Annotated in this window: 22 protein-coding genes; 12 read left to right on the top strand and 10 right to left on the bottom strand. The window is 53.0% G+C overall.

Annotated elements, in window-relative coordinates:
• Positions 1 to 27 precede the first annotated feature (27 nt).
• Together JYB63_RS00865 and JYB63_RS00870 are read left to right on the top strand one after the other, a co-directional pair.
• Positions 28 to 450: a PaaI family thioesterase gene (locus JYB63_RS00865; RefSeq protein WP_431193905.1), complete on the top strand. Its 423-nt coding sequence runs from the start codon at positions 28 to 30 to the stop codon at positions 448 to 450.
• Positions 447 to 1322, top strand: coding sequence for an alpha/beta fold hydrolase (locus tag JYB63_RS00870; protein ID WP_205655856.1), 876 nt, complete (start codon positions 447 to 449; stop codon positions 1320 to 1322). Before JYB63_RS00865 ends, JYB63_RS00870 begins: the two co-directional genes overlap by 4 nt.
• On the opposite strand, the gene JYB63_RS00875 is transcribed toward JYB63_RS00870, so the two are convergent.
• Both JYB63_RS00875 and JYB63_RS00880 read right to left on the bottom strand, forming a co-directional pair.
• Positions 1309 to 1920 carry a response regulator transcription factor gene (locus tag JYB63_RS00875; protein WP_205655857.1) on the bottom strand — a complete coding sequence of 204 codons (612 nt, stop codon included), beginning with the start codon at positions 1918 to 1920 and terminating at the stop codon, positions 1309 to 1311. The genes JYB63_RS00870 and JYB63_RS00875 overlap by 14 nt on opposite strands.
• Positions 1921 to 1931: 11 nt before the next feature.
• Positions 1932 to 3443, bottom strand: coding sequence for a PAS domain-containing sensor histidine kinase (locus JYB63_RS00880; protein ID WP_205655858.1), 1512 nt, complete (start codon positions 3441 to 3443; stop codon positions 1932 to 1934).
• A gap of 208 nt (positions 3444 to 3651) precedes the next feature.
• Between JYB63_RS00880 and JYB63_RS00885 the strand changes: the two genes are divergently transcribed.
• Both JYB63_RS00885 and JYB63_RS00890 read left to right on the top strand, forming a co-directional pair.
• A complete protein-coding gene (locus JYB63_RS00885; protein ID WP_205655859.1) occupies positions 3652 to 5280 on the top strand; it encodes an acyl-CoA synthetase in 1629 nt (542 codons plus the stop codon).
• A 97-nt stretch (positions 5281 to 5377) separates the two neighbouring features.
• Positions 5378 to 5842: a DUF302 domain-containing protein gene (locus tag JYB63_RS00890; protein WP_205655860.1), complete on the top strand. Its 465-nt coding sequence runs from the start codon at positions 5378 to 5380 to the stop codon at positions 5840 to 5842.
• Between the two features lie 88 nt (positions 5843 to 5930).
• On the opposite strand, the gene JYB63_RS00895 is transcribed toward JYB63_RS00890, so the two are convergent.
• Entirely contained in the window at positions 5931 to 7370 is a 1440-nt protein-coding gene (locus tag JYB63_RS00895; RefSeq protein WP_205655861.1) for a M48 family metalloprotease, read from the bottom strand.
• 230 nt (positions 7371 to 7600) lie between these two features.
• Between JYB63_RS00895 and JYB63_RS00900 the strand changes: the two genes are divergently transcribed.
• Positions 7601 to 7837 carry a sulfurtransferase TusA family protein gene (locus JYB63_RS00900; protein ID WP_205655862.1) on the top strand — a complete coding sequence of 79 codons (237 nt, stop codon included), beginning with the start codon at positions 7601 to 7603 and terminating at the stop codon, positions 7835 to 7837.
• A 20-nt stretch (positions 7838 to 7857) separates the two neighbouring features.
• Complete coding sequence (locus tag JYB63_RS00905; protein WP_205655863.1) at positions 7858 to 8931, top strand: AI-2E family transporter; 1074 nt, start codon at positions 7858 to 7860, stop codon at positions 8929 to 8931.
• Positions 8932 to 9001: 70 nt separating this feature from the next.
• On the opposite strand, the gene JYB63_RS00910 is transcribed toward JYB63_RS00905, so the two are convergent.
• Complete coding sequence (locus JYB63_RS00910) at positions 9002 to 9928, bottom strand: DMT family transporter (RefSeq protein WP_205655864.1); 927 nt, start codon at positions 9926 to 9928, stop codon at positions 9002 to 9004.
• Positions 9929 to 10073: 145 nt separating this feature from the next.
• On the opposite strand from JYB63_RS00910, the gene JYB63_RS00915 reads away from it, so the two are divergent.
• Positions 10074 to 10982 (top strand): LysR family transcriptional regulator, encoded by a 909-nt coding sequence (locus tag JYB63_RS00915; RefSeq protein WP_243431767.1) that lies wholly within the window; start codon positions 10074 to 10076, stop codon positions 10980 to 10982.
• A gap of 14 nt (positions 10983 to 10996) precedes the next feature.
• On the opposite strand, the gene JYB63_RS00920 is transcribed toward JYB63_RS00915, so the two are convergent.
• Positions 10997 to 11464: a peroxiredoxin gene (locus JYB63_RS00920; protein WP_205655865.1), complete on the bottom strand. Its 468-nt coding sequence runs from the start codon at positions 11462 to 11464 to the stop codon at positions 10997 to 10999.
• 517 nt (positions 11465 to 11981) lie between these two features.
• Between JYB63_RS00920 and bamC the strand changes: the two genes are divergently transcribed.
• The 3 genes from bamC (at position 11982) to JYB63_RS00935 (ending at position 14771) form a co-directional block, all read left to right on the top strand.
• Positions 11982 to 13364, top strand: coding sequence for an NlpB/DapX family lipoprotein (gene bamC / locus JYB63_RS00925; protein WP_205655866.1), 1383 nt, complete (start codon positions 11982 to 11984; stop codon positions 13362 to 13364).
• 77 nt (positions 13365 to 13441) lie between these two features.
• Positions 13442 to 14392 carry a 2-hydroxyacid dehydrogenase gene (locus tag JYB63_RS00930; RefSeq protein WP_205655867.1) on the top strand — a complete coding sequence of 317 codons (951 nt, stop codon included), beginning with the start codon at positions 13442 to 13444 and terminating at the stop codon, positions 14390 to 14392.
• A gap of 19 nt (positions 14393 to 14411) precedes the next feature.
• Positions 14412 to 14771, top strand: coding sequence for a thiol-disulfide oxidoreductase DCC family protein (locus JYB63_RS00935; RefSeq protein WP_205655868.1), 360 nt, complete (start codon positions 14412 to 14414; stop codon positions 14769 to 14771).
• Here the strand turns inward: JYB63_RS00935 and JYB63_RS00940 are convergent.
• The 4 genes from JYB63_RS00940 to JYB63_RS00955 form a co-directional block, all read right to left on the bottom strand.
• Positions 14768 to 15157 (bottom strand): YacL family protein, encoded by a 390-nt coding sequence (locus tag JYB63_RS00940; protein ID WP_205655869.1) that lies wholly within the window; start codon positions 15155 to 15157, stop codon positions 14768 to 14770. The genes JYB63_RS00935 and JYB63_RS00940 overlap by 4 nt on opposite strands.
• Positions 15158 to 15182: 25 nt before the next feature.
• Complete coding sequence (locus JYB63_RS00945) at positions 15183 to 15824, bottom strand: RluA family pseudouridine synthase (RefSeq protein WP_205655870.1); 642 nt, start codon at positions 15822 to 15824, stop codon at positions 15183 to 15185.
• Positions 15824 to 17263 (bottom strand): 23S rRNA (uracil(1939)-C(5))-methyltransferase RlmD, encoded by a 1440-nt coding sequence (gene rlmD, locus JYB63_RS00950; RefSeq protein ID WP_205655871.1) that lies wholly within the window; start codon positions 17261 to 17263, stop codon positions 15824 to 15826. Before rlmD ends, JYB63_RS00945 begins: the two co-directional genes overlap by 1 nt.
• Before the next feature lie 132 nt (positions 17264 to 17395).
• Positions 17396 to 18175, bottom strand: coding sequence for an adenosylcobinamide-GDP ribazoletransferase (locus tag JYB63_RS00955; RefSeq protein ID WP_205655872.1), 780 nt, complete (start codon positions 18173 to 18175; stop codon positions 17396 to 17398).
• A gap of 194 nt (positions 18176 to 18369) precedes the next feature.
• On the opposite strand from JYB63_RS00955, the gene JYB63_RS00960 reads away from it, so the two are divergent.
• A complete protein-coding gene (locus JYB63_RS00960; RefSeq protein WP_205655873.1) occupies positions 18370 to 19371 on the top strand; it encodes a glycosyl transferase family protein in 1002 nt (333 codons plus the stop codon).
• Between the two features lie 22 nt (positions 19372 to 19393).
• Here the strand turns inward: JYB63_RS00960 and JYB63_RS00965 are convergent, their stop codons facing one another.
• Entirely contained in the window at positions 19394 to 20563 is a 1170-nt protein-coding gene (locus JYB63_RS00965) for a cation:proton antiporter domain-containing protein (protein ID WP_205655874.1), read from the bottom strand.
• 194 nt (positions 20564 to 20757) lie between these two features.
• Between JYB63_RS00965 and nfuA the strand changes: the two genes are divergently transcribed.
• Positions 20758 to 21351, top strand: a complete 594-nt coding sequence (gene nfuA, locus JYB63_RS00970; RefSeq protein ID WP_205655875.1) for a Fe-S biogenesis protein NfuA — start codon at positions 20758 to 20760, stop codon at positions 21349 to 21351.
• Positions 21352 to 21496 lie beyond the last annotated feature (145 nt).

Below are 21496 nucleotides of genomic sequence, written 5' to 3' on the forward strand. Positions count from 1 at the left end.
TGAATGAGACTGTATAAGGAGTCGTCTGTGCAGCCAGTAATGTCGATTGCAGATTTAAACGGTTTTCTTACCGAACATTTTCCCCAGGGTGAGCGCTTCGGTGTGCTCACCGGACTGGGGGATGGCTGGGCGGAAATGACCCTGCAGGTGGGCGATGAACACCTGCGTCCCGGAGGCACCGTGTCCGGCCCGGTGATGATGGCACTGGCAGATGTGGCTATGTACGCCGCTTTGCTGGGCCAGATTGGCACGGTGGCGCTGGCGGTGACCACCAATCTGAATATCAACTTTATGCAAAAGCCTTTGCCGGACTGTGACCTGGTGGCGCGCTGCCAGATCATGAAACTCGGCAAACGGCTGGCGGTGGGCGAGGTCTGGATCCGTTCCGCCGGCTCAGACGATGTGGTGGCCCACAGTACCCTGACATATTCGATTCCGGAGCGTACATGAGTGAGTATCTGAATGCAGAGCGGCGGCAGCATTATTACGCAGCTGCGCTGAACTGGCAGGAAGGTTATCTGACCCCGGAAGCGGGTGGGCGGATTCATTACATTCACGGTCGCCATGGCAGCGAATATCAGCCGGATAAGCCTGTGCTGGTGTTATTGCATGAAGCGCTGGGCCATCTGGATATGTGGAAGGACTTTCCCTCCCGGCTGGCATTGGCTACCGGGCTGGATGTGTTTGCGTATGAGCGCCAGGGCTATGGCGGTTCCGGTAAACCGGATGATGTTCGCCCCGATGATTACCTGCAGCGTGAAGCGCTGCAACGGCTCGGGCCGGTTCTGAATGCTGCCGGGCTGGAGTCAGTCATTCTGGTGGGTCATAGTGATGGCGGTTCAATTGCCCTGGTGGGGGCTGCAGAATTGCCGGACAGAGTAAAAGCGATTGTGACGATGGCGGCCCATGTACGGGTAGACCCGCTTACCCGGCGGGGCGTTCTGGCGGCCCGCAGGCTGTATAAGGAAACTGATTTACCGGAACGTCTGGCCCGCTATCACGGAGATCATACTGATCAGCTGTTCTGGCTGTGGAATGATACCTGGCTGCGGGATTCTTTTCAGGGGCTGGATCTGAGTGGCTGGCTGAGCCGGGTTGAGTGCCCGGCGTTGATTATGCAAGGGGTTGATGATCAGTACGGAGAGCCCGCTCAGGTTGATGAGATTTGTACCGGCATTAACAGTAGTGGGAATAGCGGCGGTGGGGTTCAGGCTGAAGCACTGATGCTGGAGGATTGCCGGCATATTCCCCACCTGGAAGCCAAAGATGCCTGTGTGGCGGCGATCAGTGACTTTGTAACGTGCCGGCTCAGTTCAGGCTAAGTTGTTCTGCCTGTTTTACCAGTTCCGGCAGGCTGCCGGCACGCATCTTACTCATTACCCGGGAACGGTGAACTTCCACGGTTTTCGGGCTGATGCCCAGTTCTTCCGCAATTTCCCGGTTAGCCCGGCCGGCAACCACTAATGCCATAACCTGCTTTTCACGGCGGCTCAGGCTGTCGTGCAGGTCCTGAATTTGCTGTTGTTGCTGCTGGTTTTCGAACAGGGTGCTGCTGTGGGCAAGGGCGTTTTCCACCAGAGGTAGCAGTACTTCGTCATCGAACGGTTTTTCCAGAAAGTCCAGCGCGCCGTTTTTCATCGCCGTAACAGCCATCGGGATATCACCGTGGCCACTCAGTACAACGATTGGCAGGCGGATATCCCGCTCTTTCATGATTTGCTGCAGGGCCAGGCCGTTGATTTCCGGCATGCGCACATCCAGCAGCATGCAGCCGGCTTCGCCCTTGTAGCTGCTCAGAAAATCCCGGGCCGAGGCGAAACTGCTGACGTTCAGATCAGCACTTTCCAGCAGCCATTGCATGGAGTCACGGAAGTCATCGTCATCGTCTACTATGAATACGTTGCCAGGGTGTTTCTGCATGGTACTTGCCTTCAGGTTTTTGCCGGTAATTTAATGTAAAACCGGGTGCCGGTTTTACCATCACTCTCTGCCCAGAGCTGTCCGCCGTGGGTTTCTATTATGGTTCTCGATATCGATAATCCCATCCCGAGCCCGGTGGCTTTGGAGGTGAAAAACGGTTCAAAAAGCTTGCCCAGTACGTCTTTGGAGATACCTTTTGCCTCATCCGATACCGAAATGTATATGCATTCATTTTGCTGTCGGGTGGCGATAATAACGGGTCGGTGATTTTTTTGACAGCCGTTATATGCCTCAATGGCGTTACGGAACAGGTTCAGCAGTACCTGTTCGATCTGTATTTTATCGGCAAGAATCTGCAGGTCATCGTCTGCCAGCTGAAATTCAAATACAGTACCGTGGTCAATGGCTTCCTGTTTGAGGAATTCGGCAATCTCATGACAGCTGTCATTCAGTGAGAAGGTCATACGCTGATATTCAGTCTTTTTCACAAAGCTGCGCATACGTTTAACAATTTCTGCGGCCCGTTTGGCCTGCCGGGTAATCAGCTCCATAGATTTACCCACTTCACTGATACTTTTAAAACGGCCTTCTTCGATCCGGCGCATTGAGCCCCGGCAGTAGTTGAGAATGGCTGCCAGTGGCTGGTTGATCTCATGGGCGAGGCCGGAGGCCATTTCTCCCACCGACAGTAGCCGGGAGATATGGGCCATTTCCAGCTGGTGGCGCTTCATTTCTTCTTCCGCTTTGCGGCGCAGGGTGATGTCCCGACCGATAATCGAGTAATACTCAACGGACATATCATCGTTCAGGTTACGGTGGGCGATAATCTCCCGTACTTCAGCGTTGCGGGGCTGGTTATTGGGCAGTTTCAGAGGGATGCTGCCGTACCAGGTGCCGTGTTCTGCTGCGTGACAAAGGGCGTCGTGTAGCAGACTGCTGTACACCTGAGGTTCGAACAGTTGCTCCAGATAGAACACCACCGGGTTTTCTTTTTCGGTACCAAAGGTGATGTAGCTGGCCTCATTCATGTAGGTCAGTTGCCGGGTGTTGTGGTTACAGAACATGATCATATCCGAAGAGGCTTCCACCACTCTGGCCAGCCGGCGGGTAGCCTGCTGGGCCAGGGTCTGTTCGGTGACATCTCGGGATACACAGATAATTTCAATGGGCTTTCCGTCTTCGTCCCGCAGAGTCCGGCTGGTGGTTTCCAGCCAGATATAGTGGCCCTGCTTATGTTTGTAACGGTAAACGTTAGTGTACATACCCCGGCGGTAGCGCACGGAGGCGGACCGTTTAATCAGATTATCCGCATCTTCCGGGTGAAACAGGTCGTAGCCCCGGGTACCAATCATTTCTTCCACGGTGTAGCCGAGCATCCGCTCAACCGCCGGGCTGACATCCAGAAAGGTCCAGTCCTGGCTGGGGGAGTGACGGGAGATCATGTCGGTGGATTGCTCCACCAGAAAACGGAAGCGCTCGGCTTCGTCGATGTCATCCAGATGTCGGAGTTTACTGTCGGTCATATGTTCGCTATCCGGTAATTGATGCCCTGATCCTAGGATAAACCCTGATAAAAAATCAATTCTTAATGCGGTCAGGCCGGGTATGACTTTAGGATAGTATCCCGTATAGGTAATTACCCTTAATATCAGGCGATGTTCTGTTATCGGACTTTGTTGTCAGATTTTGTTATCAGATATAAGTCCCGTGCGTTTTGAGAAGGAGATCCCTATGCCGACCCCAAGCAGCCCTTACAGTTTTGGTCTGGATAAAAATGTTGCCAATTTCGCCGCGCTCAGTCCGCTTGGGTTCATTGAGCGGGCGGCCAGCGTGTTTCCTGACTATCCGGCGGTGGTGCATCAGCAAACCCGCCGCAGCTGGTCGGAAACCTATCGCCGTTGCCGGCAGCTGGCCGGCGCGTTGCATAGCCGGGGTATCGGGAAAGGGGATACGGTGGCGGTAATGGCGCCGAATATTCCGGCAATGTTTGAGGTGCACTTCGGGGTGCCGATGTCCGGTGCGGTGCTCAATGCACTGAATATCCGTTTAGATGCTGAGGCGCTGGCGTTTATTCTGCAGCATGCTGAAGCAAAGGTCGTCATTGTTGACCGGGAGTTCTCAGGGGTTATTGAGCGGGCGCTGAATATGCTGGAACACCGGCCGCTGGTGATTGATATTGATGACCCGTATTACGAAGGCGGGCAGCTGATCGGCGAGTGTGATTATGAGGCACTGCTGGCGGAAGGCAGCGAAGACTTCGACTGGCAAATGCCTGACGACGAGTGGGATGCGATCAGTCTGAACTATACCTCCGGTACCACCGGTAACCCGAAGGGAGTGGTATATCACCATCGCGGCGCGTATCTGAATGCGATGAGCAATATTGTTTCCTGGAATATGGGACAGCATCCGGTGTATCTGTGGACCCTGCCGATGTTCCACTGTAATGGCTGGTGTTTTCCCTGGTCGGTGGCGGCTGCGGCAGGCGTTAATGTGTGCCTGAGGCATGTGCGGGATGATGCTATCTATACGGCCATCAGGAAAGATAAGGTCAGCCATTTCTGTGGCGCGCCGATTGTGCTGAATATGCTGAATAATGCCTCTGCTGAACTGAAGGCAGGCATTGATCATCCGGTGAATGTGATGACTGCCGGGGCTGCGCCGCCAGCGGCGGTGATTCAGAATATGGAAGCAATGGGCTTTACCGTGACACATGTGTACGGCCTGACTGAAACCTATGGGCCGTCGGTTGTGTGTGAGTGGCATGACGCCTGGAATGAACGGGAGCAGGATGAGATAGCCCGGCTTAAAGCCCGACAGGGGGTAAGGGCACCCATGCTGGATGGGCTGATGGTGGCTAACCCGGATACCCTCGAACCTGTTCCTCGGGATGGCCAGACCATGGGGGAAATCTTCATGCGCGGTAATCTGGTAATGAAAGGGTATCTGAAAAATCCTACCACCACTGAGGCTAGCTTTTCGGGTGGATGGTTCCATTCCGGTGATCTGGCGGTCTGGCACCCGGATGGTTATATCGAAATTAAGGACCGCTCCAAAGACATCATTATTTCTGGCGGTGAGAACATTTCCAGCATTGAAGTGGAAGATGTGCTTTATCGGCACCCTAAGGTGATGGAAGCTGCTGTGGTGGCTAAAAATGATGAAAAATGGGGAGAGGTGCCCTGTGCTTTTATTACCCTGAAAGAGACCGCTGATATCAGCGAAGCTGACATCATTGCATTCTGCCGGGACAACATGGCGCATTTTAAAGTGCCGAAGTGTGTGATCTTTGGACCATTACCGAAGACCTCCACGGGTAAAATTCAGAAGTTTGTGCTGCGGGAAAAGGTCAGCCTTTAGTCGGTTGTTTTATGTGTCTGAGGAATCTTCCGGGCAAAAATGTGGTCAGAGTATTGCCAGGTGAACCACATTAATTACCCAGATATAAAGGATTATCATGAAGAAGTTTCCTCAGGTTGCCGCAATTGCCGGCAGCATTTTACTTGCGACTGTCGCGCTGAGTGCCCATGCCGATGACGGCCTGATCCGGCTGAAGAGTGCATCATCTGTAGCGCAGACTGCCGATAAACTTGAAGCGGTATTGAAAGCAAAAGGGATGACGGTATTTACCCGGATCAATCATACAAAAGGGGCGGAAAGTGTCGGCCTCTCGCTGCGCCCGACAGAGGTTGTGGTGTTTGGTAATCCGAAGATCGGTACCCTGCTGATGAACTGCAGCCCGCAGATGGCGATTGATTTGCCGCAGAAAACGCTGATTCAGGAAGATGAGCAGGGGCAGGTCTGGCTGAGCTATAACGATCCGCAATACCTTGCCGAGCGGCATGATATTCAGGGTTGTGAGAAGCCACTTAAAAAGGTTGCCGGTGCACTGAATGCATTTGCTCAGAAAGCAACGCAATAGTTTATCGGAGTGGGCAAACGCCTTTCGGTTAAATTAACAGCTAAAAAAGGCGCCGGTTGGCGCCTTTTTTGATTGCGGGTGGAAATCGTTACAGGGCTTTAATCTGTTCGCGGATTTCTTCAGCAGACTGTTTGCGAAGATTCAGGTTGGTAATTTCATGGCTGCTGAGCCCCGGGTTCTTCAGTGCGATCTCGATCTGTTGCATCGCTCTGTCTACCTGACCGACGGCCAGAAAGTATTCGATCCGGGCCAGGTGCAGGCCTTTGGTATCCCCGGCCAGACCATAGAGTTCAGCCAGTTCATACCAGAGACGGCTGTTCTGTGGCTGTGATTCGGTCAGGCTTTCGTAAAAGCTGACTGCTTTTTGATATTTACCTGCATTCATCAGTGCCCGGCCATAAAACAGGCGTACCGGATAGCTGTCAGGGTAGAGCTGGTACAGGCTGTCGAGTTTTGCCAGTGCCGCAGGATAGTCTTTTTTAGCCAGCTGCAGTTCCACATAACCGATGTTGACGGCCAGTTCGTTTTTGAAGCTGGCCGGCAGTTTGTTGTAGGCCTGCATTGCTTTATCGAACTGCAGATTTCGGGTTGCCGCCAGCATGATGCCGTACTGGCTTAAAGGGTCCTGACTCTGGGCTTCATATTCTTTGATCAGATCCGCTGGCTGTTTGCTGTAGCTGACTCTGATGCGGGTTTTAATCAGGCCGAATTCCGGGGTGTAAGTCCGGTGTCCGTTGGAGGCCAGTTGCTTGGCGCGGTTTTTGGCATCGGCAATCCGTGATTCGGTGACCGGGTGCGTCAGCAAAAACTCCGGCGGACGCTGGCCAAGAAAGCGGCTGGAACGCTGCAGCTGGCCGAACATCTGGTGCATGGCGTTAGGATCGTAACCTGAGGCAACCAGGTTGAGCATGCCGATGCGGTCGGCTTCCTGCTCGTTACGGCGGCTGAAGTTCAGACTGAGCTGTTTGCCGGCAGCGATACTGGTGGAAAGACCTGCAACGCCGGCCTGACCACCGGAGGCGGCACCGGCAACAATGCTGGCCAGCACGCCAGCCAGTATCAGTGGCTGATTAATCCGTTGCTGTTCCAGTTGCTGGGCATAATGCCGCTGTGATAGGTGCGCCAGTTCGTGGGCCACCACGGAAGCCAGCTGTTGTTCGTTTTCTGCCGCAAGTACAAGTCCGGCATTAATGCCGACAATGCCGCCGGGAACCGCAAAGGCGTTAAGGGTCGGGTTATCCAGAACGATCAGTTGCAGCCGGCGGTCAACTAACTGGCTGGTTGCTGCCAGGTTCCACAGGGTATCGGACAGGTAGTTATAGACAACCGGGTCGTGATATTCACGGGTGCTGCCACGCAGGAGTCGGGCCCAGGTACGGCCTAACTGGTATTCCTGTTGCAGTGAAATCACCGAAGATGTGGTGTCGCCAATCGTTGGCAACTGGTTGCTGGCAGGAACACTCACCGGTAGCAGGCAGAGGGCTGCGCTGCCGGCGGTGATCAGGCCGCGCTGAAAAATCTTTTTCATGGTCACAACTTTTTTTATCACAACATTTACCGTCACAGCTTAACGCCTTTATTGCTGCTTTAATGATATCTGTCAGGCAGTGTATAGCAGCACGCAGAAAATAACTTTGGTGTCATAGGTTATTGAGGCTTTTTATTATATATTGCTCAACTTGTTATTAGCATTATGGTTTTAACCGCCACTGTGGTTTTGTTATCCGGGTGTTGGCGAGTGTTATTCTGAGAGTATGTATGATGTCTGAGTTAGTTGATCAACACCTTGATGCCCGCGGTCTGAATTGTCCGCTACCGTTACTGAAAGCCAAACAGGCTTTACATGCTTTAACACCGGGGCAGGTGCTGCGGGTGGTCGCGACAGATGCCGGCTCAGTACGGGATTTTAAAGCCTATACAGATCAGTCCGACCATGAATTGCTGGAAGCGTTCACCGAGGATGATGAATATATTTACGTGATTCGCCGCGGTTAACGGCTGAGGAGCTCCCGGGTTTGAAGAAGATTTTTTCTAAATGGATTGAAAGTTACTTCTCCAATGAAGAAGTAATGTTGCTGCTGGTGCTTCTGGTGGCGTCTTTTGGCGTCATTATTTATCTGGGGCAGGCACTGGCACCGGTATTTACCAGTATCATACTGGCGTTCCTGATGCAGGGGATTATTGTCTGGCTTAAGGAAAAAAACGTCCCGCATCTGGTTTCGGTTGTATCAGTGTTTCTGGTGTTTGTCGGGGTGCTGCTATCGGTCATTCTGTTTATTCTGCCGCTGGCGTGGAAGCAGTCGGTTAATCTGTTCAATGAGCTGCCGAGGATGGTCACTGAGGCACAGCATGTATTGCTGTTGTTGCCGCAGCAGTATCCGGAGATATTCTCTGAGCACCAGATCACCCAGATCATTGATATTGCTACCACAGAGCTGAGTAAGGCAGGGCAGTGGGTAGTTACCTTCTCGCTTAACTCTATTACCGGCCTGATTGCATTACTGATTTATCTGGTTCTGGTACCTATTCTGGTATTTTTCTTCCTTAAAGATGGCGGTGGTCTGGCCCGCTGGTGGGTGTCTTTCCTGCCGGAAAAGAAAGAGATGCTGACCAATGTCTGGCACGAAATGGATGATCAGATTGCCAACTATGTGCGCGGTAAGGTGATTGAGATCATCATTGTTGGCGGGGTCACGTATGTGGTGTTTGTCTTCCTGGGCATTAACTATGCAGCACTGCTGGCCATTATGGTTGGCCTGTCGGTATTAATTCCCTATATCGGAGCAGCGTTAGTGACGCTGCCGGTTGCGTTGATTGGTTTTGTACAGTGGGGCTGGACGAACGAGTTCTGGTACCTGATGGTGGCGTACGGCATTATCCAGGCGCTGGACGGTAACGTACTGGTACCTTTACTGTTTTCCGAAGCGGTGAATTTACACCCGGTATCCATCATTGTGGCGGTGCTGGTATTTGGTACCGTATGGGGGTTCTGGGGTGTGTTCTTTGCTATTCCGCTGGCGACCCTGATTAAAGCCATTCTCAATGCCTGGCCGAAGAGTCATGCCCTCGGATCGGGGGCGACAGAGTAGACCGGGTTCAGTGATTAAGAACCGCATCGGGTGAAGCCTGATGCGGTTTTTTTACGCCTTTTGAAAATGTTCAGGCCGGGGCCTGTACCTCTTTGCGGGTACGGATCATCAGGGCGATACAGATAAGCAGCATGGCGGTGATTTCCGGCTGGCCCAGCGGTTGCTGCATAAACCAGGTGCCGGTCAGCATGGCGATAATCAGTTCACTGGCGCCGATAATGGCTACTTGCTCAGGGGCGGTGCGTTTTACGCCGGCCAGAAACATAAACTGAGGAATGGTTGCCGCAATGATTGAAATTCCCAGCAATCCATATAATCCACTGATGCTTTGTGGCAGCAGCTGCTCAGGGGGTGACAGCAACATCATGGGGATGAGAATCACCAGATGACCGGCAGAGCTCCAGGCAATACGGCCGGTAGCAGGGATATGCTGCGCCGGTTTTGCCAGATACTGAATGTGACCGGCAAATACCAGAGGAGCGATGGCACAGCTGAGGATTGCACTGGCAGGTACGCCGCGCAGTGTTTCCGGCGTGGCGACCAGTGATACTGCTATCAGGATCAGCATGGCAGCCAGTGATGCGTTACGGCAGGGGCGGCGCTTACGCCAGCCCCAGCCGATGATCACGCAAAATACCGGGTAGGTGTAATAAATCAGGATTGCCAGGCTGACAGGGATTGTCTGCAGGGCATCAAAGTAACAGTAAGCGCCGATGCCATTGAGCATACCCAGCCCGAGCATCCGGACGGCTTCCGGCCACAGTGCTCGGGCAAGGGGCAAAAATGCGGCGCAAATAAGTCCGGGAATGGCGAAGCGATAGAAAGTTGTGGTCAGGGTGTCGAAGCCTTCCTGAGCCAGAAACTGTACGAACAGCGGGTTGAGCCCGAAGCCGCAGGCGGAAGCAAAGATCATTAGCGGTCCCGCCAGTTGAGAGAGGTTACTGTGCTGCGGGCTGCCGTGCAGTTTACAGGTTATTTCCGGTGCAGAGCTTTGCATGATGTTGTCAGAGTCCTTTTACTGCATGCCTGTGTTGATGGAATGCCTGCATCCTAGTTATAAAATGATGAATTAAATATTGAATAATTCTGCTAATTGATTAGTTTGATGCATGTGTTAGATTTTTAAATTTGGGAGGCTGCTTATGATGCGGCTGGATATGCGTCACTGGGAGATGCTTCATCAGGTTTGCCAGTGCGGCACGTTGCGTCAGGCTGCGCAGGTAATGGGAATCAGTCAGTCGGCGCTGAGTCATCGTCTGGCCGAAGCCGAACGGCGCCTGGGAGGCGCGGTTTTTGAACGTCAGGGGCGGGTGCTGAAATTAACCCCCGCCGGTGAGGTGCTGGTACAACAGATGCAGCAGGTTTTGCCGGTGCTGCAACGTGCCGAGCAGGACTTCATACAGCGTCAGCAGAATGATGGTGTGACCCTGCGAATCGGTGTGGCTGCTTATAACTGCTATCACTGGCTGGCGGATTTTATGGCTGTGTTAAGGCAGCAGGCCCCCGGAATTGAAATCGAACTGATTGCTGCTGCTACTCACCGCCCGCTGCAGAGTTTGCTGGAAAGTGAAGTGGATATGGTGCTTGCGCCTGGCCATATGACCACACCGGGGGTTGAAGCGATAGCCCTGTTTGAGGATTGTCTGGAACTGATTGTGCCGGTTAATCATCCGCTGGCTTCAAGGGACAGGATACAGCCGCAGGATTTACAGACTGAGAACTACCTGACCTATAGCCGGACCACTTTGCCGGGCTTTGAGTATGAGCGGTTTATTCGGCCTGCGGGGGTGGTGCCGGGCCGGCTCAGTGTGGTGGAAATGACGGACGCCATTGTTGAGCTGATCGCTGCCGGTTTTGGGGTGAGCATTCTGTCCCGCTGGGCAGTATCGGAAGCGCTTAGCAGAGGTAAGGTTGTGGCGGTTACGCCGGGGAGTGGCTTGTCTTTACAGTGGTCTGCACTGGTCAGGCGGAATGAGAAATCTTCGTCTGAGGTACGGCAACTGGCCGGTATGCTGCAAACCTGGTTTCAGGCTGGCAGCCACACCGGCTGAGGAGGCAGAGCTGCTTACAGGGCTTTAACGGCTTCCAGTACTTCGTCGGCGTGACCGGCAACTTTCAGTTTGCGCCATTCGTTACGCAGGACGCCTTCAGCATCGATCAGGAAGGTGCTGCGCTCAATGCCCAGGTGTTCTTTGCCGTACATCTTTTTCAGCTTGATAACATCAAACAGCTTACACAGATCTTCTTCTTTATCGCTGATCAGCTCAAACGGGAAGGATTGCTTGGCTTTAAAGTTTTCATGGGCGCGCATACCGTCACGGGATATACCGAAAATTTCAGTGTTGGCTGCCTGAAACTCCGGGTACAGATCCCGGAAGTTCTGGCCTTCTGTGGTGCAACCCGGGGTACTGTCTTTCGGGTAGAAATAAATCACCACGTTTTTGCCTTTCAGCTCACTCAGGGTGACAGTGGTTTCGCTGGTGGCGGCAGCGGTAAAATTGGTAACGGCTTCGCCGATAACTGGCAGGCTCATAGTTGGCTCCTTTCAAAAGACAGGCGGTGCTTGAATCAGGCGGTTTTCAGTAAGGTAAACCACCGACCGTAAAAATCAGGCGTACATTCAAACAAAGTATGGATACGAAGAAAATCCCCGGATGGATTTTTTCACCGTGAAACAGCTTGTTAGTCGGGTCATTGTGCGACTGAATCCGGCGGGTCATGATGCTTTGTGTAAAAAGCAGGTTTTTATGTAAAAAGTGCTGAACTATTAAGCCTTTAAATACACAAAGGTTAGTCAGTTATGACTTTTTGTTATTTTACTGGTCAGAGGCGTTGAGTGATCTTCGTTGGCCAAGTAGTATTAGGCACTTTCATTTACATCTGTAGCTGTCGTGGTGGCCGGAAACTGTACCGGTAACCGGACAATGTCGGGTTAAGGCACGAATAACCGCAACGGTTTTCGGTGAGTGATCCGGTCGTCATATCTGCAGGGGTAAAGGGCGTCTCGAACGATGTATGTGGTTGCCTTTAATTTTAGAACGGAATTAAACATGCGAAATATTGTGTTGTTGCCACTAGCGGCAGCTGTACTGACTTTGACTGGATGTGGCACATCGAATCCCATCTATGGTGAGAACGGTCTGATCAAAGACCGCAGCCAGGACTATGAAAAGTCTCAGACCAGTCAGCGGCTGGAAATTCCGCCAAGCCTGCGTGACGATACAATTCAGATGAGTGACCGTCTTGAAGTGCCGACCGTAGGTCAGACATCTGTCGCCCGAAAGCAGGAATTTACGGTGCCGCGCCCTGAGTTCTTCTATGCGGAAGCAGGCGGCGAAAACGTTGCCATGAAACGTGACGGCCTGGATAAAGTGTTAATTGTTGATGAGCCGATTGCTGATGTCTGGACCCGGGTGCAAAGCTACTGGGCCAGCCGTGGTATCAAACTCAGCGAATCTTCCCCCCGTGAAGGTGTGATGGAAACCGAGTGGGTAGATACCGCCGGTAAAGATTACAGTTTCTTAGACAGCGTGGTGAATACGGTGACGTTCCGCGACGTGGAAGGTGACGTGAGTGATAAGATCCGTGTCAGCCTGCGTCCGGTGGAAGATGATTACCAGCGTACCGAGATTGTAATGGATCATAGCCGTGTGCCCCAGGAAGCACGTCCGGCTACAGTTGACTGGGAAACGAGCACGGATAACGCCTACAAAGCGAATCAGATGTTTGAGATGCTGCGTTTCCTGAGCCGTCCGGCGCACAAGCCGACCACTCAGCGTGAGCTGGCGGTTGAAGCGCAGCGCGTTAAGCGTCCGCAACTGGGTCGTGATGCCAACGGTTTCCCTGCACTGAAAATTTCCGGCACTATCGATCAGGCATGGGGTGAAGTTAACCGGGCACTGGATAACGCCGGTCTGGACATCGGTACCCGTGATCAGCAGTTGGGTGTGATTTACATGACCTACGCGACCACCACACCATTTGAGGAAGGTCCGACACTGGGCTTCTTCGAGTGGCTGCACTCCGACCGTGAGGAAATTAAGCTGGATACCAGTGGGTTGACTGAAGTTCTGGGTCTGGGTGAGGGTGAGCAGGACGATAATATCGAATACTCATCTGTCGCCGAAGGCTTCCAGCCGGGCAGCCGTAAAGGTGAAGAAAAGCCGTGGACCGACCCGAACGATCTTTCCAAGCGTAAAGGCTATAAGATCTGGTTAGGTAACAAAGTTATCTACGTGTTTGGCGATAATGAAGGTGTGATTAACGAAAATACCGGTGACTATGAACACATCGGCCGTTATCAGCTGCAGCTGCGCCGTACCAATGATGGTGCCTTCCTGGTGGTTAAGACAGATAAAGATGTATCTGCTCCGAAAACCATTGCTGAGGAAATCCTCTGGGAAGTTAAGGATAACCTGAATCAGGCCGGTTAATGCCCGGTAAGATTATGCTTAGAAAAAGGGCCTGAGAGAGGCCCTTTTTTTGTATCTGTCACAGGGAGAGAATCCTGATGAATGTTGTATTTCTGGATCTGGCGACATTGGACTTTGATGATTTAAATCTGGCTTCGTTACAGCAAGGTGACTGGCATTTCAGCAGTTATACGTCCACCGAGCCGTCACAGGTTGCCGGGCGTATCCGTGATGCAGATGTGGTTATCGTCAATAAGGTGGTGCTCAGTGAAGCCTTGCTGGCCGGTGCTGAAAAGCTGCAACTGGTCTGCATTGCTGCAACCGGGACCAATAATGTGGACCTGGCCGCCGCGCGGCAACTTGGCATAACCGTGACCAATTGTCAGGCTTACGGTACCCGTTCAGTGACCCAGCATGTGATGGCGATGATGCTGGGGCTGCATACTAATCTGATTGCATATGACCGGGCGGTGAAGCAGGGTGACTGGGGCCGTTCAGAACAGTTTTGTCTGCTGGATTATCCGGTTTCAGAACTGGCAGGTAAAACCCTGGGATTAGTCGGTTATGGTGAGCTTGGACAGGAAGTTGGCCGGTTGGCTGAAGCCTTTGGTATGCAGGTATTGATTGCACAGCGTGCCGGAAAGGAGCAGCCCGGACGATTGTCTCTGGACGATCTGCTTAGGCAGGCGGATGTGCTCAGTCTGCATTGCCCACTCACGAAAGATACCCGGGACCTGATAGATGCCGCCGCACTGGCTAAAATGAAACCGGGTAGCTTTTTAATCAACACTGCCCGTGGTGGCATTGTGAACGAAGCGGCGCTGGCAGATGCGTTGCGTTCGGGGCATCTTGCCGGCGCGGCAACGGATGTACTCAGTGTGGAGCCGCCAAAAGAGGGTAATGTGTTACTGGCTGATGATATTCCTAATCTGATTATTACGCCCCACAGTGCCTGGGGTAGCCTGCAGGCCCGGCAGCGGATTGCAGATCAGGTGGTGGAAAATATTAATGCACATGTATCAGGAGATTTGTTACGGGTGGTTAACTGAGCTTTCAGGAGATCAATGTATGGCCAGATTAAAAGTGTTTTATGATGGCAGTTGTCCCCGGTGTCGGCGGGATCGGGCTGATTATGAACGCCTCGATCCCGATCCTGCGGGAGTGGAGTGGTTTGATATTACCGGTCAGGATGCGTATCTGATTGCTCTGGGGATCGATCCTTATCTGGCGCTGACCGAACTCCATCTGCAGGCTGAGGACGGGCGGGTGCTCAGGGAGCTGGATGCCTACATCGTGTTGTTGCAAAGGATTCCCCGGTACCGCTGGCTCAGCTGGCTGATAGGGTTGCCGGGGATCAGGCAGATGCTGTCGTGGTTGTATCGCTGGTCGGTAAAGCGTCGGTTGCGGCGGGAAGGGCGGCTGGATTAGCCGCTGTTTTCACGGACGAAGCTTTGCCAGTCTTGCAGTGCGTCAATAAAGTCTTCCAGCCCACAGTGGCTGTCTGCTTCTTCATCGTAGAAGTCGAAATCTTTTTCCAGGCCGGCGTCGGCCAGACCGTAATCGTCAGCGAGACTCTGGTGACGAATCCGGGCGCTGCCGTCTTCCAGTGTTAGCTGATATTCGTCAGATGTATGCTCCCAGTTCATTCGGGCACCGGCCAGCACTGATTCCGCCTGGCTGATAATCTGGCTTAGTTCAGCGTCGTGTTGTGGCTGATTAAGGCCGGCGTTCAGCCAGTGGCCGAAAGCTTCATGGGGCATTGCAAAGGTTGCCTGGCAACCGAGAATGTAATCCTGATTAAACTGATAATCCACGTGTGTTCCGTTATGGCGGTTGGCGTCAGAAATCCGCGGGGGCGGTAAATGTCAGTGATTCGCCACTGACCGGGTGGCTGAACGTCAGTTGTTCAGCGTGCAAGAGCAGGCGGGGAGCCATTGCCTGCTGGGCTTCGCTGGCATAGAAGCGGTCGCCGAGAATCGGGTGACCGAGTGCCAGCATGTGTACCCGCAGCTGGTGTGAGCGGCCGGTAATCGGATAGAGATTTACGTGGCACCGGTCGTCCATCCGCTGTGTGATTTCCCAGCGGGTCTGGGCTGGCTTCCCCTGTTCATGGTCGACCATCTGCAACGGACGGTTATCCCAGTCACAGCGCAGGGGCAGGTCGACCAGCCCCTGATCGTCAGCAGGTGAGCCGGCAATGACTGCCCGGTAATATTTATCAGTTTCGCGGTTCTGAAACTGCATGCTCAGATGGCGGTGGCTTTCGGCCGTCAGGGCGATCACCATTACGCCGGAAGTGGCATAGTCGAGACGGTGTACGATACGGGCCGTTGGGAAATCTGTCTGGGCACGCCGCCACAGGCAGTCCTGTTTGTCTTCACCCTTACCCGGTACAGAGAGCAGATCGGCAGGTTTATTCACGACGATCAGCTGATCGTCGCTGTACAGTATCCGTTCTGCTGCCAATGACGGGTAAATCATTACCGGCGTCTCCACAGGCCCTGTTTCACCGGCTTGCTGCTGCTTTTACGTTTTTTCTGGGAATCTTCCCGCAGGTGGCTGTGCTTGCCCAGCAGCTTTTCCTGCTGTTCGGGTTTAAAGTCCGGGTCCCGCTCGAACAGTGCAACGGATTCAATATGATGGGTCTGGGGGAACATATCCGCCAGCATAAAGCGGCTCAGCTTATAGCCGTGGCGTTGCAGCTGGCCACCGTCGCGGGCCAGTGCCCCCGGGTTGCAGGCAATGTAGAGAATCTTTTCTGCCTTCAGCTTGCATACCTGTTCGATAATGTTTTCTGCACCTGCACGGGGCGGGTCCAGCAGAACTTTATCGTAGCTGTCTTTGTACCACTGGGTATGAATGATGGTATCGGCCAGGTTCGCGCGGAAAAAACGGCAGTTCTCAATGTTGTTGGCTGCCGCGTTTGCGGATGCCTGTTCAACCATGGCATCGCTGCCTTCCACGCCGGTTACCTGCGCGGCTTTGCGGGCCAGCGGTAATGAGAAGTTACCCAGCCCGCAGAACAGATCGAGCACCTTGTCTTCAGACTGAATGTCCAGCAGGGTCAGGGCCTGATCTACCATCTGGCGGTTGATGTCCCCGTTGACCTGAATAAAGTCGCCGCTGTGGAAGTCCAGGTTTACATCACCGACCTGGTAGCTGGCACTGTGACGGTCGCTTTTTTCGTACTGCAGTGTCAGGCCGTAGGCATCACACACCGAAGTAAAAATGGTCAGTTCTTCTTCGTTGAGCGGTTTAACATGGCGAACACTGAACAGTCCGCCAGTATCTCCAAGGCTGATATCCAGGTGCGTCAGGTGTTTAACGGTCGGCAGTACCTCAAGGGCATCGCGAAGGCTGGCGCAGATGTTATCCAGCCGGGAGTCCAGAACCGGGCAGTTATCGATCTGGGTCAGCAGGTTGGATGAACGGCGACGGAAGCCGATAATCACTTCTCCGTCGGCCCGCTGATTGATGCCGATGCGGGCGCTGCGGCGGTAATTTTGTGCAGGTCCCTGTAATGCCGGCAGCGTTTCTTCCGGCGTCAGGTTGCCGATGCGGGAAAGTTGCTCCAGTACCTGGGTTTGTTTGTGGCTGACTTGAGCTTCCTGGCTGAGGTGTTGCAGGTCGCAGCCGCCGCAGGTGTGGTAATGCTCGCAAAAAGGCTCCACTCTGTCAGCGCTGGCGCTGAGCACTTCCAGGCAGTCAGCTTCATTAAACTTTGATTTGGCGTTGTGCAGCTTGGCAATAACAGTTTCACCGGGCAGCGCATTGCTGACAAAGGTCGCTTTGCCGCTGAGGCGTCCGACACCACGGCCATCGTGGCTGAGTGAGTCGATAACCAGCTCGGCCGGTTCGCTGGAAACGGGCTTGTTTGGCTGGCTTGATTTGGAACGGTGACGTTGATTGGCTCGGCGCATGACGGGGCTCTGGTCAGGAAAAGTTTGGCTAGGCCCGTAGTTGTTGCTTTAGAGCAATCTGATCGTTAACCGGCGTCTTTCCGGCAGGCCTTCTGGACGGCGGATTTTACCAGTGTCAGGCGGGAAAGCAATTTATGTGAGCAGCCAGCAGAAATAGAGATAGATGCTCAGCTCGGACAGTTGCTGGCAGGCACCCAGGCAATCACCGGTATAGCCGCCGATTCGTTTCAGGAAATAACGCCGGCAGGCCAGTGCAGTGATAACAGCCGGTAACAGGGATAGCCAGATGCCAGAAACTGAGTATGCATCACTGAAAATGGCGCTGATGATCAGAATCAGTATGACTGGCAGGGCAGCAAAGCTCAGTCCACCAATACTGATTCCCCGGCTCATGGTACGGGCTTTACTGCTGTTATCTGCCCGCACGTACTGGTCCATGTAGATCAGCAGCAGCGGGCTGAAGCGGCTCAGGGTATGGGCAAGGATCATGACCAGAATGATATCTGTCAGGGTTGTGAGAGTCAGAAATTTCAGGCCCAGTGCCAGCAGCAAAGCGATACAGCCGTAGCTGCCCAGTTGCGAATCTTTCATGATGGCCAGTACCTGGGACTTTTCCCAGCCACCGCCAAAACCGTCGGCGCAGTCAGCCAGGCCGTCTTCGTGAAGTGCGCCGGTCAGCAGAATGCCGGTGGCGATCGCAAACAGAATGCCGATAGTATTACCGAACAGATAACCGGTGATGGCAAAGCTCAGAGCGCAGGCACTGCCGATCAGCAGGCCTATTACAGGCAGGTAACGGTTAGCCAGCTGACTGTTTTTCTGGCTGTATTCGATACCGTCAGGGGCGGGCAGGCGGGTAAAAAACACTAGTGCGTTGAAGAATAAATGGTAATGCTGTTGCAGAGTTTTCATGTGCACGCCATGCCGGGTCGGTGACAGGCAATTGTGCCGGTCAACAAATGTTAATTTATACCTTTGCGCTGTGCATTCCAGCCTTTAGAATTCAACAATATGTGGCGTCGCTGTTTCAGGCTGATAATTACTGAAAAATGTGCCGGCGCTTGCGGTAACTCCGCGCACTTTAATTTAATCAATCGAGAAGGTCTATGTCCCTGGAACATCCTTTTGCTCAATATGTACGTATTCTTGGTAAAGGTAAGAAAGGCTCCCGTTCACTGACTCAGGAAGAAGCCCATGATGCCATGCAGATGATCATCCGGGGTGAGGTTGAGCCGGAACAGCTCGGGGCATTTATGATGTTGCTGCGGGTGAAGGAAGAAGCACCGGAAGAGCTGGCGGGTTTTGTATCGGCAGTACGCTCTGAAATGCATCCGCCACAGGATTTGCGGGTGGATATCGACTGGTCAACCTATGCCGGTAAAAAGCGTCAGCTGCCGTGGTTCCTGCTCAGTGCACTGGCGCTGGCGGATGCCGGTTACCGGGTATTCATGCATGGTGCCCGTGGTCATACCCATGGCCGGATGTACACTCAGGAAATGCTGGCGATGTTTGGTCTGGAGGCCTGTCAGGACTGGCAGCAGAGTGCTGCTGCGCTGGACCGTGATAACTTCGCGTTTATGTCTATTGAACAGCTCAGCCCGAAAATGTCGAAGATTATCAACCTGCGCAACATTATGGGCTTACGCTCGCCGGTACATACCCTGTGCCGCCTGCTGAACCCATTGCATGCTGAACATACTGTGGACGGGGTGTTTCACCCGGCGTACGGACCGATGCACCAGAAAACAGCTATGTTGCTGGGCGTTAAGCGCGGACTGACCATCAAGGGTGATGGTGGTGAAGCGGAGATCAAGCCGGACAGCGATTGTGATCTGCAGTGGACTTTTGACGGTGAATATCAGGCGACTCAGTGGCCACGTTATTACCCACGCCGGCTGGTGAAGCAGGATCTGAATCTGGAAGAACTGCTTGGCCTGTGGCGGGGTGAGGTTGAGCATGAGTACGGTGAAGGTGCGGTGATATCCACTCTGGCAACGGTATTGCAGTTGCTCAGTGATAAGGCGCCGGAACAGTCTGATGCGGCGGATTATATTGCCAAAGCTGAACAGATCTGGGCGAACCGCAATAAACAGAAATTTAACGGTTAAGCATCAGGACGCACGCCGGGCATCAGTCCCGGCGTAACTTATCGGATACCGCAATGGGGTTCGGGAAGTTGAAAATAACCACATAGGTGGACAGCAGGAAGGTCAGAATGGCTGTGGCCTGAATAACATGAGACGCCGCCTGACCAATCAGCGCTGTGCTGGTGGCCAGATAAGCAATCAGCAATGAAAACTCACTGATCTGCCCTAATCGGAAACCCACCTCCCACGCAAGTTGTTTGCTCTCACTGATACGGCGCAGCAGTACCCGGAAAACCAGCGGCTTGAGCGCCAGTACCAGAACTGCCAGTACCAGGGCAGGCACCAGAATTTCACCCAGCAGGGCCAGGTTGAAGCTGGCGCCGATTGAGAAGAAGAACAAAATCAGGAAGAAATCCCGCAGGGGTTTCAGACTGGTTGCGATGTACTGTGCGATGGGGCTGGTTGCTACTGCTACGCCACCGATAAATGCACCGATCTCGGCGGATAATCCGGTCAGCTGAGCAATTTCAGCCATGCCCAGACACCAGCCAATGGCCACCAGGAAGATGTATTCGTGAAAGCGGTCAAAGTGATGAATCAGCGGTAACAGGCAGAAGCGTACGAAGAGGAACGCTGCGACGATAATTGCAGGCAGGGCAAAGGCTGTTTGCACGAACATCATCGGATCACTTTCTTCTGCGCCGGTGCTGTTCAGAACCAGCAGGACCATAATGGCGATAATATCCTGCAGCAGCAGTAAACCGACTACAAGTTCACCGGTATGTTTGTGATGCAGTACGGTGGTGGGCAGTAACTTGATGCCAATAATCGTACTGGAAAACATCAAAGCGACACCTATGATGATGGCTTCGGTCTGGGTGAAGCCGAAGGCGATACCGACCACATAGCCAATGGCCATAAATATAAGTGCGCTGAGTATGGCCACAAGGGTAGCTTTGCGAAGCATCTGCACCAGATGGGAAGGTTGCATATCCAGCCCGAGCAGAAACAGCAAAAAGATAATGCCGATATGGGAAATGTCGGCCAGCAACTTGGTATCGCCGATAAATTCGAAGCCGTAAGGGCCGAGCAGTGCGCCCAGGACAATATAGGCGACCAGCAGAGGCTGACGGGTATACAGAGCAATAGATGCCAGAACCGCCGCACCGGTGAAAATCAGGAAAAACGAAAATACCAAGCTTTGTTCTGCCATTTGCCGGTGGGCCCTCGGGTGAACGGGTCAAAAATCAACAGTTTAATCAATCGTCGCTGACTTATGAAGCGCCCTGCTGATTTAAAGCGGGAATAAAGACAGAGAACCGTTGTCTAATAACTGATCAATTTACTCGGGTATAGAATGGGTGTATCCTGCACGCCACAAGAGTTGTATTTGCCACAGGAATATACATGAATATTACGGTTACTGAGTCGGCCGAGAGCTATCTGGCCGAACTGTTGGAAAAGCAGAACGTTGAAGGCATTGCCGTGCGTATGTTTGTGACCCAGCCAGGTACCCCATACGCTGAAACCTGTCTTGCTTACTGCCGGCCGGAAGAAGTTGTTGCCGACGATGAATTATTAGAGCTGAGCAAGGTTAATTTTTACTTTGAACATAACAGCCTGCCTTATCTTGAAGAAGCGACTGTTGATTATGCCACTGACCGTATGGGCGGCCAGTTAACGATTAAAGCGCCAAATGCCAAGGTACCTAAGGTATCTGCAGACAGCCCGATGGACGAGCAGATTACATATGTACTGTATGCAGACATCAACCCGGGTCTGGCGTCTCACGGCGGTGAAGTGAAACTGGTTGAACTGGTAGAAGAAGAAGCAGGGCACATTGCTATTCTACAGTTTGGTGGCGGTTGCCAGGGCTGCAGTGCTGTTGATATGACCCTGAAGGACGGCGTTGAGAAGACGCTGATTGAGCGTGTGCCGGGTCTGATCGGTGTACGTGACGTGACCGACCACTCGGTACGTGACAACGCTTACTACAAGTAAGCAACATGAAGTTGAAGAAAAAAGGTTCCTGAGGGAGCCTTTTTTATTGCCGGGAAACCCTGTCTGAAAGGCGATTCTGTATGCTTTTTAAACAGTTTTGGCTGTCGCTTCCCCGGATGAGAATTATTCCCATAATGGTAGATTG

This window comes from Aliamphritea spongicola, assembly GCF_017051665.1.
GTDB lineage: Bacteria > Pseudomonadota > Gammaproteobacteria > Pseudomonadales > Balneatricaceae > Amphritea > Amphritea spongicola.

What these genes read in the sequence shown, in the direction of transcription:
- JYB63_RS00870 (WP_205655856.1), top strand. Translation starts at nt 447, where the DNA reads ATGAGTGAGTATCTGAATGCAGAGCGGCGGCAGCATTATTACGCAGCT.
- JYB63_RS00875 (WP_205655857.1), bottom strand. Translation starts at nt 1,920, where the DNA reads ATGCAGAAACACCCTGGCAACGTATTCATAGTAGACGATGACGATGAC.
- JYB63_RS00880 (WP_205655858.1), bottom strand. Translation starts at nt 3,443, where the DNA reads ATGACCGACAGTAAACTCCGACATCTGGATGACATCGACGAAGCCGAG.
- JYB63_RS00885 (WP_205655859.1), top strand. Translation starts at nt 3,652, where the DNA reads ATGCCGACCCCAAGCAGCCCTTACAGTTTTGGTCTGGATAAAAATGTT.
- JYB63_RS00890 (WP_205655860.1), top strand. Translation starts at nt 5,378, where the DNA reads ATGAAGAAGTTTCCTCAGGTTGCCGCAATTGCCGGCAGCATTTTACTT.
- JYB63_RS00895 (WP_205655861.1), bottom strand. Translation starts at nt 7,370, where the DNA reads ATGAAAAAGATTTTTCAGCGCGGCCTGATCACCGCCGGCAGCGCAGCC.
- JYB63_RS00900 (WP_205655862.1), top strand. Translation starts at nt 7,601, where the DNA reads ATGATGTCTGAGTTAGTTGATCAACACCTTGATGCCCGCGGTCTGAAT.
- JYB63_RS00910 (WP_205655864.1), bottom strand. Translation starts at nt 9,928, where the DNA reads ATGCAAAGCTCTGCACCGGAAATAACCTGTAAACTGCACGGCAGCCCG.
- JYB63_RS00915 (WP_243431767.1), top strand. Translation starts at nt 10,074, where the DNA reads ATGATGCGGCTGGATATGCGTCACTGGGAGATGCTTCATCAGGTTTGC.
- JYB63_RS00920 (WP_205655865.1), bottom strand. Translation starts at nt 11,464, where the DNA reads ATGAGCCTGCCAGTTATCGGCGAAGCCGTTACCAATTTTACCGCTGCC.
- bamC (WP_205655866.1), top strand. Translation starts at nt 11,982, where the DNA reads ATGCGAAATATTGTGTTGTTGCCACTAGCGGCAGCTGTACTGACTTTG.
- JYB63_RS00930 (WP_205655867.1), top strand. Translation starts at nt 13,442, where the DNA reads ATGAATGTTGTATTTCTGGATCTGGCGACATTGGACTTTGATGATTTA.
- JYB63_RS00935 (WP_205655868.1), top strand. Translation starts at nt 14,412, where the DNA reads ATGGCCAGATTAAAAGTGTTTTATGATGGCAGTTGTCCCCGGTGTCGG.
- JYB63_RS00945 (WP_205655870.1), bottom strand. Translation starts at nt 15,824, where the DNA reads ATGATTTACCCGTCATTGGCAGCAGAACGGATACTGTACAGCGACGAT.
- rlmD (WP_205655871.1), bottom strand. Translation starts at nt 17,263, where the DNA reads ATGCGCCGAGCCAATCAACGTCACCGTTCCAAATCAAGCCAGCCAAAC.
- JYB63_RS00955 (WP_205655872.1), bottom strand. Translation starts at nt 18,175, where the DNA reads ATGAAAACTCTGCAACAGCATTACCATTTATTCTTCAACGCACTAGTG.
- JYB63_RS00960 (WP_205655873.1), top strand. Translation starts at nt 18,370, where the DNA reads ATGTCCCTGGAACATCCTTTTGCTCAATATGTACGTATTCTTGGTAAA.
- JYB63_RS00965 (WP_205655874.1), bottom strand. Translation starts at nt 20,563, where the DNA reads ATGGCAGAACAAAGCTTGGTATTTTCGTTTTTCCTGATTTTCACCGGT.
- nfuA (WP_205655875.1), top strand. Translation starts at nt 20,758, where the DNA reads ATGAATATTACGGTTACTGAGTCGGCCGAGAGCTATCTGGCCGAACTG.